Origin of the sequence: Nocardioides epinepheli (assembly GCF_037936805.1) — a bacterium.
Classification (GTDB): domain Bacteria; phylum Actinomycetota; class Actinomycetes; order Propionibacteriales; family Nocardioidaceae; genus Nocardioides.
Map to the genome: position 1 here is coordinate 101,590 of NZ_JBBMMC010000014.1, position 13,308 is coordinate 114,897.

11 protein-coding genes are annotated in these 13,308 nt (G+C 72.9%); 7 read left to right on the forward strand and 4 right to left on the reverse strand.

The features are described from left to right. Nucleotides 1-162: 162 nt before the first annotated feature. Both WMR31_RS17765 and WMR31_RS17770 read right to left on the reverse strand, forming a co-directional pair. Nucleotides 163-1,032: an HpcH/HpaI aldolase/citrate lyase family protein gene (locus WMR31_RS17765; RefSeq protein ID WP_340540220.1), complete on the reverse strand. Its 870-nt coding sequence runs from the start codon at nt 1,030-1,032 to the stop codon at nt 163-165. Continuing rightward, a complete protein-coding gene (locus WMR31_RS17770) occupies nt 1,032-2,120 on the reverse strand; it encodes an HpcH/HpaI aldolase/citrate lyase family protein (RefSeq protein ID WP_340540221.1) in 1,089 nt (362 codons plus the stop codon). Before WMR31_RS17770 ends, WMR31_RS17765 begins: the two co-directional genes overlap by 1 nt. A 127-nt stretch (nt 2,121-2,247) precedes the next feature. Between WMR31_RS17770 and cls the strand changes: the two genes are divergently transcribed. Continuing rightward, nucleotides 2,248-3,711: a cardiolipin synthase gene (gene cls / locus WMR31_RS17775; RefSeq protein WP_340540222.1), complete on the forward strand. Its 1,464-nt coding sequence runs from the start codon at nt 2,248-2,250 to the stop codon at nt 3,709-3,711. A gap of 6 nt (nt 3,712-3,717) precedes the next feature. Here cls and WMR31_RS17780 read toward each other — a convergent pair whose 3' ends face one another. Continuing rightward, nucleotides 3,718-4,251, reverse strand: a complete 534-nt coding sequence (locus tag WMR31_RS17780; protein WP_340540223.1) for a DnaJ family domain-containing protein — start codon at nt 4,249-4,251, stop codon at nt 3,718-3,720. Between the two features lie 104 nt (nt 4,252-4,355). Between WMR31_RS17780 and WMR31_RS17785 the strand changes: the two genes are divergently transcribed. Further along, the gene (locus WMR31_RS17785) at nt 4,356-5,624 is read left to right on the forward strand and encodes a serine hydrolase domain-containing protein (protein WP_340540224.1); all 1,269 of its coding nucleotides are present in this window, start codon (nt 4,356-4,358) and stop codon (nt 5,622-5,624) included. On the opposite strand, the gene WMR31_RS17790 is transcribed toward WMR31_RS17785, so the two are convergent. Beyond that, nucleotides 5,577-6,227 (reverse strand): nitroreductase family protein, encoded by a 651-nt coding sequence (locus tag WMR31_RS17790; protein WP_340540225.1) that lies wholly within the window; start codon nt 6,225-6,227, stop codon nt 5,577-5,579. The two genes, WMR31_RS17785 and WMR31_RS17790, sit on opposite strands and share 48 nt — an antisense overlap. A gap of 62 nt (nt 6,228-6,289) precedes the next feature. Between WMR31_RS17790 and WMR31_RS17795 the strand changes: the two genes are divergently transcribed. From WMR31_RS17795 to WMR31_RS17815, 5 genes are all read left to right on the forward strand, one after another. Next, nucleotides 6,290-7,564 (forward strand): allantoate amidohydrolase, encoded by a 1,275-nt coding sequence (locus tag WMR31_RS17795; RefSeq protein ID WP_445321647.1) that lies wholly within the window; start codon nt 6,290-6,292, stop codon nt 7,562-7,564. Then, a complete protein-coding gene (locus WMR31_RS17800; RefSeq protein ID WP_340540227.1) occupies nt 7,561-8,835 on the forward strand; it encodes a formimidoylglutamate deiminase in 1,275 nt (424 codons plus the stop codon). Before WMR31_RS17795 ends, WMR31_RS17800 begins: the two co-directional genes overlap by 4 nt. Then, entirely contained in the window at nt 8,832-10,001 is a 1,170-nt protein-coding gene (gene hutI, locus WMR31_RS17805) for an imidazolonepropionase (RefSeq protein WP_445321646.1), read from the forward strand. The genes WMR31_RS17800 and hutI overlap by 4 nt, the downstream gene beginning before the upstream one ends. Before the next feature lie 156 nt (nt 10,002-10,157). Further along, nucleotides 10,158-10,307 carry a hypothetical protein gene (locus tag WMR31_RS17810; RefSeq protein WP_340540228.1) on the forward strand — a complete coding sequence of 50 codons (150 nt, stop codon included), beginning with the start codon at nt 10,158-10,160 and terminating at the stop codon, nt 10,305-10,307. Nucleotides 10,308-10,339: 32 nt separating this feature from the next. Continuing rightward, the gene (locus WMR31_RS17815) at nt 10,340-13,291 is read left to right on the forward strand and encodes a helix-turn-helix transcriptional regulator (RefSeq protein ID WP_340540229.1); all 2,952 of its coding nucleotides are present in this window, start codon (nt 10,340-10,342) and stop codon (nt 13,289-13,291) included. Nucleotides 13,292-13,308 lie beyond the last annotated feature (17 nt).

The following is a 13,308-nucleotide window of genomic DNA, read 5'->3' on the forward strand; positions in this document are numbered from 1 at the left end:
GCTCTCCTGGTGGCCGGCGGAACCGCTCCGCACGCGTGTCCGGATTCTTGCCGGGCAGTGCGACGCCGACCCGCCCGGCGGCCGCTTCCTCGCCGTCGGTCTCGCCCCGGCGAGCAGTCCCGTTGACATCGCATGGGACCTCGCCTTGCACGAACCTCCGGGTCAGGCCTCCAGTGCGGCGACGGCGTCGGCGATCGCGAGGGTGCGGCGGGCGGACTCGACGTGCAGGTTCTCCACCATCTTGCCGCGGTAGGTGACCACGCCGGCGCCGGCGCCGTCCTCCCAGGCCGCGATGAGGCCTCGGGCGTCCTCGATCGCCTGCTCGGAGGGGGCGAAGGCGGCGTTGGCGCCCTCGACCTGGCCGGGGTGGATGAGCGTCTTGCCGTCGAAGCCCAGCTGCCGGCCCTGCTCGCACTCGGCGAGGAAGCCGTCGGTGTCCTTGACGTCGTTGTAGACGCCGTCGACGATCGCGATCCCGGCGGCGCGGGCGGCGAGCAGCGCGGTCTGCAGGGAGCCCAGGATCGGAGCGCGGCCGGGCACGTGCTCGGCGTAGAGCTCCTTGACCAGGTCGTTGGTGCCCATCACGAACGCCGCCAGGCGCTCGGAGGCGCGGGCGATCGCGAGGGCGTCGAGGATCGCGATCGGCGTCTCGACCATCGCCCACAGTCGGGTGTGGTCGGGGGCGCCGGCCTGCTCCAGGGCGGCGACCAGCTGCTGCACCTCGGCGGCACTGTCGACCTTCGGCACCACGACGGCGTCCGGTCCCGCAGCCGCGGCGGCGGCGAGGTCGCGGTCGTGCCACTCGGTGCCGATCCCGTTGACCCGGATGGTGAGGGTGCGGCGTCCGTACTCCCCGGACGCGGCGGCAGCGCACGCGGCGTCGCGGGCCTCGACCTTGGCGTCGGGGGCGACGGCGTCCTCGAGGTCGAGGATCAGTGCGTCGCACGGGATCGACTTGGCCTTCTCCAGCGCTCGCGCGTTGGAGGAGGGCATGTAGAGGACCGAGCGCAGGGGCGTGAAGTCGGTGGTCATCAGTCCTCGATCCCGTCGTAGGCGGCCTTGAGCTCCGGGTCGATCGCCGCGAGCTGCTCGGCGAGCTCGACCATCACCAGGCACTGCTTGAGGGAGGCGTCGTCCTCCATCTTGCCGTCGAGCATCACCGCTCCGGTGCCGTCGCCCATCGCCGCGACCACGCGGCGGGCGTGCGCGATGTCTTCGGCAGACGGCGCGAAGACCCGGTTGGCGATGGCGATCTGCTTGGGGTGCAGGCTCCAGGTGCCGACGCAGCCGAGCAGGAAGGCGTTGCGGAACTGGTCCTCGCACGCCACGACGTCGGTGATGTCGCCGAACGGCCCGTAGTAGGGATAGATGCCGTGCGTCGCGCACGCGTCGACCATCCGGGCGATCGTGTAGTGCCACAGGTCCTGCTGGTACGTCGTGCGATCGGCCGCGATCGCCTCCGGCGAGCCGTCGGCGGGGTCCTGTCGCACGAGGTAGCCGGGGTGGCCGCCGCCGACCCGGGTGGTCTTCATCCGGCGGTCGGCGGCCAGGTCGGCCGGGCCGAGCGAGAGGCCCTGCATGCGCGGGGACGCCCCGCAGATCTCCTCGACGTTCGCCACGCCGCGCGCGGTCTCGAGGATGGCGTGGATGAGGATCGGGCGGGTCAGGCCGGCCTTCGCCTCGAGCTGGGCCAGCAGCCGGTCGACGTAGTGGATGTCCTCGGCGCCCTGCACCTTCGGCACCATGATCACGTCGAGCTTGTCGCCGATCGCGGGTACCAGCGTGGTGAGGTCGTCGAGGGCCCAGGGGCTGTCGAGGGAGTTGATCCGGGTCCACAGCTGGGTCGGTCCGTCGCCGCCGAGACCGTCGGTGGCCTGCGCGATCCGCACCAGGCCCTCGCGGGCGGCGACCTTGTTGTCCGCCTTGACGGCGTCCTCGAGGTTGCCGAGCAGCACGTCGACGGTGCCGACCATGGTCGGGATCTTCGCCGCCATCTTCTCGTTGCTCGGGTCGAAGAAGTGGATCGCCCGGCTGGGCCGGAACGGGATCTCGGTGAGGGGGGTGGGCGCTCCGACCGCCAGAGGTCGGAAGAAGTCCTTGGCGCTCTTGGAGGCGGGCATGGGCGGAAGTTAGCAGTCACTCACCGTGCCCCGGTATGACCGATCTCTCGCTGGACAGGGATTGCGCGACCGTCGGCTCGGGCGGGACGCCGGGCTGCCCCGGTCGCTTCGTCACTACGCTGGCGCGGTGACGTGGGCGGCGGTGGTGGCGGGATGCGCGGTCGTGGTCGAGTACGGGCTGAAGCTGATCGCGATCGGCACGGTGCCGGAGAACCGGCGCCCGGCGTCCTCCTCGGCGTGGCTGCTGCTGATCCTGTTCCTCCCTGTGATCGGGTTCCCGCTCTACTGGCTGATCGGCAGTCCCTACGTGCGCGGCCGGCGGCACCGGATCCAGGACGAGGTCAACCGGGGACTCGTCGAGGGTCGCGAGCACCTTCCCGGGGCGCCCGCCGACGCCGTCGCCGACCCCGGCCTGGCCTCGGTGCTGCAGATGAACCAGCGGCTGACCGGTCTGCCCTTCACCAGCGGTACGCACGAGGCCATCTACCCCGACACGGCGGCGTTCTTCGCGGCCCTGGCCGCGGCGATCGACGAGGCGCGCGAGTTCGTGCACGTGGAGTTCTACATCGTCTCCTGGGACGAGGCGACCGCCCCGGTCTTCGAGGCGCTGGCCCGCGCGAGCGCCCGCGGCGTCGAGACCCGGCTCCTGATGGACCATCTCGGCTCGCGCAAGTATCCCGGCCGCAAGCAGCTCGGCGGCCGGCTCACCGCGGCCGGCATCGAGTGGCATCTGATGATGCCGATCAAGCCGCTGGAGCGACGGTGGCGCCGCCCCGACCTGCGCAACCACCGCAAGCTCGTGGTCATCGACGGCGAACGCGCCTTCCTCGGCTCGCACAACCTCATCGCTCCCTCCTACGGCAGCGCGAAGAACATCGCGTCCGGCCGGGCGTGGAGCGATGTGTCCCTCCAGGTGAGCGGCGAGATCGTCGCGTCGGCGAGCATCGTGTTCGCGACCGACTGGTACACCGAGACCGGCGAGATGTTCGTCTCCGATCGGTACCTGCGGGTGCCCGCGCCGAGCGCGGTCGGTGGACCGGGGCACGCGATGCAGCTGGTGCCGTCGGGTCCGGGCTATCCCACCGAGCCGAACCTGCGGCTGTTCACCTCCCTGATCAACCATGCGACGTCGCGGGTCGCGATCACCAGCCCCTACTTCGTGCCCGACGACTCGCTGCTGGCTGCGATCACGACCGCCGCCTACCGGGGGGTCGAGGTCGAGCTGTTCGTCGGCGAGCAGGCCGACCAGTTCCTCGTCGGTCATGCCCAGCGGTCCTACTACGCCGCGCTCCTCGAGGCCGGGGTGACCATCCACCTGTACCCGCCGCCGACCGTGCTGCACGCGAAGTACCTCACCGTCGACGACCGGATCGCGGTGATCGGCTCGTCCAACATGGACTTCCGATCCTTCGCGCTCACCTACGAGGTGATGCTCCTGGCCTTCGGCGGCGACCTGGTCGATCGGCTCCAGCGCAACGACGCCGACTACCGCAGCGTCTCGCGGGTCCTCACCCGCGAGGAGTGGCAGCAGCGGCCGTGGCGGCAGCGATATGTCGACAACGTGTGCCGGCTGACCGCCGCGCTCATGTAGAGGTGCTCAGGCCCGCCGCTGCCACCAACGACGACGCCGCGGTGCCGGCTCCACGGAGTCCTGGACGGCGGCGCGCCGGGCCGCCCGGCGCTCGGCCCAGGCGGCCACGGTCTCGTCGACGTCGCGCGGCATCGTGATGAGTGGCGGTCCCTCGGGTGGCCGGTAGCGGGCGGCGATCACGCGCTCGTTGAAGTCGGTGACGATCCGAACGACCTCGGCCTCGAAGCCGACGGTGTCGAGGCGGTCGTCGAGTTCGGCGTCCTCCTTGCGCAGCTCGACCGAGAGGGGGAGGACCGCGATCTTCTCGCGCTCGACCAGCTTCTTCAGCCACCAGTCGGGGTCGTGCTGGTCGCCGAGACCCTCGATCGGCTTCCCCGCGCCGGGGAGGTCGTCGAACTCGCCGCGATCGATGGCGCGGGAGACCTGCTCCTCCACCCACTTGTGCTGTTGGGCGATCCGGGCGGCCGCCGCGCCCTTGCCGGTGCGCATGTCGCGATCGTGGAGCTGACGCTCCCGCTGGGGGTCTCGTTCCTCGCTCATCGCTTCTCCCGCCGATCCAGAAGTCCAGCCTACGGGCCGCCGGCTACCGATCGCGCCGGCCGCCTGATTAGGTGTGGGCGTCCTCGGCCGTCACCTCGGGAGTCATGATGCGTTCGACCAAGACACTTGCCAGCCTGCTCGCCGGAGTGCTCCTCGCGAGTGGCGCCGCACTCTCGACCCCGGCCAACGCCGAGCCGCCGGCGAACCCCACGCACGTCGCCGATCAGTCCGACACCGCACCGGTGCCCGCCACGCTACGACCTGAGCTGCGGCGGGTGGTCCGTGCCGGCGCAGTGGGCGTGAGCGCCCAGGTGGTCGACCGCGGCGAGGTCTGGCGTGGCGCCGCGGGCGCGGCCCGGTTGCGTCCGAACCGCCCGGCGGTGCCGTCAGCGCACTTCCGAGCAGCGAGCGTCACCAAGACGCTCACCGCGGTGCTGGCCCTCCAGCAGGTCCAGCGCGGCCGGTGGACCATGGACACCACGATCGGCGACGTCCTGCCGGGCTTGTGGCCGGCCCGCTCCGACGTCACCGTGGCCCAGCTCCTCTCACACCGCAGCGGCGCACCGGACTACCTGTCGGTGCTGACGTCGCGGGGCACCACGGTGCCCAAGCTGCTCCGCATCATCAGCAATCGGCGCACCGACCGGGCCCTGGTCCGGGTGGCCAAGCGACAGGACTGGCTCTTCGAGCCGGGCACCGGGTTCAGCTACTCCAACACCAACTACGTGATCATCGGGCTGATGCTGCGGCGCGCCACCGGCTTCTCACTCCCGAAGCTGGCGCAGCGGCGGATCTTCGCCCCGGCGCGGATGACGCGGAGCTCGTGGCCCTTCGCCAAGGGCTTCCCGGCGCCGAAGCTGCGCGAGTACGCCGCGTTCGGGAAACGCCGGATCGATCTCAGCACCTTCAGCCCGACGATGTTCTCCGCGGCCGGAGCGCTCGTCACGACCGCCCGCGACCTGAACCGCTTCCAGCGGAGCCTGTCCCGCGGCGACCTGCTCGCTCCCCGGCTGGTCAGGCTGATGCGATCGGTCGTGACACCCGCCGAGGAGACCGGTCTCGGCGTCGCCTACGGCTACGGCAGCTACCGGCTTCCCGACCCGTGCCGGAATGGTGGCTCGCTCCACGGCCACGACGGCGCGTCGTTCGGCACGCAGACGCTGTCGTTCACCTCCGGCAACGGACGCCGCCGGGTCACCGTCGCGATGACCGGCCGGCAGTACGGCAACCCCGAGCAGCCGGCCTTCGCCGCGCTGAACGAGTTCCTGGTGGCCGCATTCGCCTCCAGTTGCCGGCTGGGTCCCGACCAGGACGGCGAGCGCGGTCTACTCGACTCGGTCGATCGGGTGGTCCCCGGGTTCGTCGCTCGCTGAGCCGGTCCAGCCGCCGCGGTGGACCGTCTCCTGCCACGGCCGGCGCCGACGTCGGGTGGGCGAGCCTCCGGCGCCGCCCTCGGCAGGGTGGCCGAGCGTGATGACCCCGATCGGGTCGTGGCTCCGCGGGATCGCGAACGCCTCCCGGACGGCGTCGGCGCGGTCGGGCACGACCCCGAAGAAGCAGGCGCCGAGTCCGGCGTCGGTGGCGGTCTGGAGGATCAGCAGGCTCGCCATGGCGGCGTCGAGGTGCCAGAACGGCATCGGCCAGCGAGCCTCGTCGCGGTCGGTCCAGCCCTTGTCGGGCTCGGCGTAGCGGTCGAGGTAGGCAGCCTTGCTGCTGCACGGGAGGATCACCACCGGCGCCCGCATCATCCCGGCCAGCCACGGGCCGGGGGAGTCGACGTCGTCGCTGCTGGCCCGCCAGAACCGCTCCACGTCGCCCGGCGTGTCGAGGACGACGAACGCCCATCCCTGGCTGAATCCGGCGCTCGGGGCGCGGGTCGCGTTCTCCAGCGCCCGGTCCACGATGGCGGGGTCGACCGGCCGCGCGGCATAGTTGCGGACCATCCGGCGTCGGCGCACGACGTCCTGGAACTCCATCCGACCGATCCTAGGGAAGCGACGTGCCCGACGTGCCGACCGTGCCAGACGACTTCGAGCAGATGTGGCGCGACCTCGCCCCGCTCGGCCGCTCGGCGTCCTCCGGCGGCTACTTCCGCCAGCCCTTCGCCTCTGCCGAGCGCGAGCTGGTGGCGTGGTTCGAGGGCCAGTGCGCCGCCCGCGGCCTCCGCCTCGAACGCGACCCGTTCGGCAACCTCGCGGCCTGGTGGGAGCCGTCTGGGGCGATAGTCCCGGGACTTTGGGTTGCCGAATCGGCCTCGGGCCAACCCAAAGTCCCGGGACTATCCCAGCCGGGTGCCCCCACCACCCAGCCGGGAGCCTCCACTGGCGCCCGGGGCAAAGGGCGGGTCCTGACCGGGAGCCATCTCGACAGCGTGCTCGACGGCGGGGCGTATGACGGTCCGTTGGGGGTGGTGTCGGCGCTGGCGGCGATCGACGTGCTGCGCGAGCGCGGGTTCGAGCCGGGGCGGCCGCTGGGGGTCTCGGTGTTCGTGGAGGAGGAGGGCTCGCGGTTCGGGCTGGCCTGTCTGGGGTCGCGGCTGGCGGTCGGCGCCACCAGCTGGGACGACGCCCGCGAGCTGCGCGACCGCGAAGGGGTCGCCCTCGGCGACGTGATCGCCGGACCCGACGACGCGCAGAGCAGATCGACCCTCCTCGACGACGTCGGCGCCTTCGTCGAGCTGCACGTCGAGCAGGGCCGCGGGCTGGTCGACCTCGACGAGGCGGTCGGGATCGCCAGCGAGATCTGGCCGCACGGGCGCTACCGCTTCGACTTCACCGGGGAAGCCAACCACGCCGGCAGCACCCGGATGGAGGACCGGCGCGACCCGATGCTCACCTACGCGATGACCGCCCTCGCCGCCAACAAGCAGGCCCGGCTCGCGGGAGCGCGGGCGACGTTCGGGCGCATCGACGTCGCGCCGAACGGCACCAACGCCGTGCCCTCGCGCGTCACCGCCTGGCTCGACGCGCGCGCGGAGTCCGACGCCGTGCTGGCCGACCTGGTCGCGGCGGTCGAGCGGCAGGCGGGGGAGCGGGCCGGACGCGACGGCACGGCGGTGACGGTGACCGCGGAGTCGGTGTCGGCCTCGGTCGGATTCGACACCGCCCTGCCGGGTCCCGAGTGGCGACCGATCCTCCCCTCCCAGGCCGGACACGACGCCGGCATCCTGTCGGCGGCCGGCATCCCCACCGCGATGCTCTTCGTGCGCAACCCCACCGGCGTCTCCCACGCGCCGTCCGAGTACGCCGAGACCGCCGACTGCCTCGCCGGCGTCGAGGCCCTCGCCGACACCCTCGAACGGCTGGCCCGATGAGCGAGCCGACCACCAGCTACCACCTCGAGCGGGCCTGGGTCGACGGCGAGGTGCGCGACGACGTGCGCGTCGAGATCGCGGGCGGCCGGTTCACCGCCGTCACCCCCGAGAGCACGCCGAGCCCGGAGGCCACCAGGCTCGACGGACTCACCATCCCCGGCCTCGCCAACGCGCACAGCCACGCCTTCCACCGCGCCCTGCGCGGGCGCACCCAGCGCGGCCGCGGCACGTTCTGGACCTGGCGTGACCAGATGTACGACGTCGCCGCGCGGCTCGACCCCGACACCTACCGGGAGCTGGCCACGGCGGTCTACCGGGAGATGGTCGCGGCCGGCTACACCAGCGTGGGGGAGTTCCACTACCTGCACCACCGGCCCGACGGCACCCCCTACGACGCGCCGAACGCGATGCGCGAGGCGCTCGTCGAGGCCGCGGCCGAGGCCCGGATCCGGATCTGCCTGCTCGACACCGGCTACCTCAGCAGCGGCTTCGGCGCACCGCCGGAGGGCGTGCAGCGCCGCTACAGCGACGGCACCGCCGCGCGGTGGGCCGAGCGAGCGGGTGCCGGGCCCGCCGCGATCCACTCGGTGCGCGCGGTCCCGCGCGAGGACCTGGCGACCTTCCGGGGCCGGACGCCGCTCCACGTCCACCTCTCCGAGCAGGTGGCCGAGAACGAGGCCTGCGTGGCGGCCTACGGCGTCACCCCGACGCGGCTGCTCCACGACGAGGGGCTGCTGGGCCCCCACACCACCGTCGTGCACGCCACCCACCTCACCGACGCCGACATCGCACTCCTCGGCGCCACCCGCACCAACGTCTGCCTCACCCCCACCACCGAGCGCGACCTCGCCGACGGCATCGGCCCCGGACGCCGCCTCCAGGACGCCGGCGCCCGACTCTCGATCGGCAGCGACAGCCACGCGATCATCGACCCCTTCGAGGAGCTGCGCGGACTCGAGATGGACGAGCGGCTCGCCACCCAGCAGCGCGGGCACTGGACCGCCGCCGAGCTGATGAGCATCGGCACCGCCCACGACGTCCTCGGCTTCGACGACGCCGGCGCGATCGCGGTGGGCCGTCGCGCCGACCTGGTGACGATCGACACCGCCACCCCGCGCACGGCCGGCACCGGAGCCGACGAGCACACCGCGGTCTTCGCCGCGACCGGCGCCGACGTCGTCTCGGTGGTCAGCGGCGGCGTACCGGTCGAGCGCGACCCCGGCCGGCTCGGCCACGACCTCGACCAGATCATCGGGAGGATCCTCACGTGACCTCGACCCTCATCACCGGCATCTCCGAGCTCGTCACCTGGGACGACGAGCGCCCGATCGTCACCGACGCCGCGCTCGTCCTCGACGGGCCGCGCGTCGCCTGGGCCGGCGCCGCAGCCGACGCGCCGGACGCCGACACCGCCGTCGACCTCGGCGGCCGCGCCGTCCTGCCGGGCTTCGTCGACTCCCACTCCCACCTGGTGTTCGGCGGCGACCGGGCCGAGGAGTTCGAGGCCCGGATGACCGGCACGCCGTACGCCGCCGGCGGGATCCGCACCACCGTCGCGGCCACCCGCGCCGCCACCGACGAGCAGCTGACCGCCCACGTCGCCGGGCTGGTCTCCGAGATGCACCGCCAGGGCACCACCACGATCGAGATCAAGAGCGGCTACGGACTCACCGTCCGCGACGAGGCCCGCAGCCTCGCCGTCGCACGCCAGTTCACCGACGAGACCACCTTCCTCGGCGCCCACGTCGTCCCGGCCGACACCGACCCGGCCGCCTACGTCGACCTCGTCACCGGCCCGATGCTCGAGGCCGCGGCCCCCTACGCCCGCTGGATCGACGTCTTCTGCGAGGGGGGCGCCTTCGACGCCGACCAGGCGCGCACGATCCTGGCGGCCGGCGATCGCGCCGGGCTGCGCGGCCGGCTGCACGCCAACCAGCTCACCTACGGCCCCGGCGTCCAGCTGGCCTGCGAGCTCGGCCTGGTCGCCGTCGACCACTGCACCTATCTCTCCGACGCCGACGTCGACGCGCTGGCCTCCAGCGGGACCGTCGCCACCCTGCTGGCCGGCGTCGAGTTCTCCACCAAGCAGCCCTACCCCGACGCGCGCCGGCTCCTCGACGCCGGGGTGAGCATCGCCCTGGCCAGCGACTGCAACCCCGGGTCCTGCTTCACCAGCAGCCTGCCGTTCTGCATCGCGCTGGCGGTCCGGGAGATGGGGCTGACCCCCGCCGAGGCCGTCCGCGCGGCCACCGCCGGCGGCGCGCGGGCGCTGGACCGTGACGACGTCGGCCGCCTCACGCCGGGGGCGCGGGCCGACCTGATGGTGCTCGACGCGCCCAGCCACCGCCACCTGGCCTACCGCCCGGGCGTACCGCTCGTCTCGGCCACCTGGATAGCAGGAAAACCGCTGGTCGGGGGGCATTTCCAGCCCAGGTGAGGGGGTCCTATGACGAGGCTCACGCCCGTCTGAGGTACCCCCTGGGCACTCGGCCGCGGAGATAAGGCGGTTTCCCGATGTGGCGGCCTACCTCAGTGGACGAATCTCTATCTGTCGCCGGAACCAGGACCGGCACTGAGGTAGAGGAGCAGCACCATGTACGACCGGATGACCGTCCAGGCCGAGGTCGACTACCGCCGCGAGCGGCTCAGCAAGGGCAAGCCCGTCAAGCGGTACCGGCACGCCGAGCGCACCCGGGTGCCCTTCATCGGGGCCCGGTCCGAGATCAACGGGCGCGTCGGCTGACCGCCCGCCAGCGGTAGCCCAGAATGGAGCCCGTGACCATCCAATCCAGCACTATGGTCGGACGAGACGCCGAGCTGACGGAGATCGCTTCGTCGCTCGGCGTTCGTCCTTCCCGGCCGGCCGATCGGCTGGTCGACGTGCTGCTGTCGGGTGACGCGGGCGTCGGCAAGACCCGCCTGCTGCGCGCGCTGCGCGACCTCGCCTTCGACGAGGGCTGGCAGGTGTACGCCGGGCACTGTCTCGACTTCGGCGACAGCGCCCTCCCCTATCTTCCCTTCTCCGAGGTGCTCGGCCGGATCACCGCCGAGCTTCCCGAGGTCGCCGCCGAGGTGGCCGCCACCCATCCGGCCCTGGCCCGGCTGCAGCCCGTGCGCCGCCAGATGGCCGAGTCCGACCAGGTCGACGCCGAGGCCTCCGCCCTCGACCGCGCCGACCTCTTCCGCGCGATGGCCGCCGTCCTGGAGGCCGCCGCCCGCCGTTCGCCGCTGCTGCTGGTCATCGAGGACACGCACTGGGCCGACCAGTCCACCCGCGACATGCTCAGCTTCCTGCTCTCCCGCATGGACTCCGCCGGCTACGCCATCGTCGCCTCCTACCGCTCCGACGACCTGCACCGCCGGCACCCGCTGCGCCGCCAGGTGGCCGAATGGTCCCGCCTGCGCGGCGTCGACCGGATCAACCTCTCCCCGCTCGCCGACGACGACGTCCGCTCCCTCGTCCACGAGCTCGTGCCCGGCGGACTGCCGGAGGCCGAGATGGCCGACGTCGTCGCCCGCGCCGAGGGGAACGCCTTCTTCGTCGAGGAGCTCGTCAGCGCCGCCGCCGACCCAGGCAGCGTGGTGCCGGCCGACCTCGCCGACGTCCTCCTGGTGCGCCTGGACCGGCTCGACGACGACGCCCGGCAGGTCGTCCGCACCGCCAGCGCCAGCGGCCGCCGGGTCACCCACGAGATGCTCGAAGGCACCTCCGAGCTCTCGGTCGAGGCGCTCGAGCGCGGGCTGCGCGGTGCGGTGGAGATGAACGTGCTGGTCGCCGATCGCGGCGCCTACGCCTTCCGGCACGCGCTGCTGGGCGAGGCCGTCTACGACGACCTGCTGCCTGGCGAGCGGTCGCGGCTGCACGGGCGCTACGTCGACGCGCTGCGCAAGGGCACCGCCCGCGGGACCGCGGCCGAGCTCGCGCGGCACGCCCGCCTGGCGATGGACAAGACGACCGCCCTCCAGGCCAGCGTGCGCGCCGGCAACGAGGCCATCGAGGTCGGCGGCCCCGACGAGGCCGCCTACCACTACCAGCAGGCGCTGGAGATCCTCAGCGGCGCCACCGCCCAGGGGCCCGACTCCGACCTCGGCGACCACGGCATCGACCTGAGCCGGCTGGTGGTCCGCGCAGCCGACGCCCTCACCGCCTCCGGCGACCCCGAGCGGGCCGTCGGCGTCGTCCAGGAGCAGATCGAGGGCCTGCCCGACGACACCCCGATGCACCAGCGGGCGCGGATGATGGGCGCCCTCGCGAACGCCATGTTCCTCACCGAGAACGACGACAGTGCCTACGCCATCTCCCTCAACGCCGTCGCACTGGCTCCCGAGGGCGAGAGCGGGCTGCGCGCCCGGCTGCTCACCGGCCATGCGCGGATCCTGGCCGGCTGCGGCCGGCCCGAGGAGGCGCGTGCCGTCGCGGTCGACGCCCTGGAGCTGGCCGAGCGGCTCGACCTGCACGACCTGGCCTCCGAGGCGATGACCACCTTGTCGGGCCTGAAGAAGTCCGGGCCGAAGGAGGGCCTGCGAGAGGCCCTGGAGGAGGCCGTCGCGCGCGCGGTGGAGGCCGAGGCCATCCATGCCGAGCTGCGCGGGCGCTTCCTGATGGGCCGCTCCTACCAGGACTGGGCCGAGTTCGACGACGCCGTGCGCTGGTTCACCGGCGGCATCGAGCGCGCGACGGCGGCCGGGATCCCTTGGGCGCCGTACGGCTTCGACGCCCGGTGGCAGCTGTCCTGGATCCACGTGGTGCGGGGCGAGTGGGATGCCGCACTCGACCTGTTCGTCGTCGAGGGCCCGTTCCCGCCACCGATCTCGAGAGCACTGCTCACTGCGATGCGCCTGCAGATCGAGCAGAACCGTGGTGCCGACGTCGGCGCGCGGGCCCAGGCGCTGCGCCCCTTCTGGCGGCGCGAGGGCGCGGTGGCGATCCACGCGGCCGGAGTCGAGATCATCGCCGCCGGGCGTCGCGACGACCCGGTCGGCGCGGTCGCTGCCTACGACGACGCCGTGTCCACGCTGCACCAGATCTGGCACGAGTGGTACAGCGCCCGGATCCGTCACGCCGCCGTGGCGCTCGGAGTGCTCGCCGACGCGATGGCCACCCGCAGCCATGCCGAGCGGGAGGACCTGGTCAAAGAGGTCGACCGGCTGCACCACGACGGCCACCTCGTCCTCGACCGCTACACCGATCCGTCGGGGCATTGGGGACCGGAGGGCCGCGCCTGGGTCAAGCGCCTGGACGCCGAGGCGCTGCGCGCCCACTGGATGGCCGGCATCGAGGCCCCCGAGCAGGACACGCTGATCCGGGCCTGGCGCGAGGCTGAGACGCAGTTCGCCGAGTTCGGCCACGTGTACGAGCTCGCCGTGGTGCGCACCAAGCTGGCCGGCATCCTGCGCGCCGCGGGCGACGTCGCGGCGGCCCGAGAGCTCGGCGACCAGGCTCGCGAGACCGCCCGCCGGCTCGGCGCGCAGCCGCTGCTCGACGAGCTCACCGCGATCGGCTCGGCCCCTGCCGCGCGCGAGGCCTCCGACGTCACCCTCACCGCCCGCGAGCGCGAGATCCTCGGCCACGTCGCCGAGGGCCGCACCAACGGGGAGATCGCCAAGCTGCTGTTCATCAGCGCGAAGACGGTCAGCGTCCACGTCTCGAACATCCTCGGCAAGCTCGGCGCCTCCGGGCGCACCGAGGCCGCCGCGATCGCGCGGCGCCGGGGGCTGCTCGACTGACGTCCGGCCCAACCGGG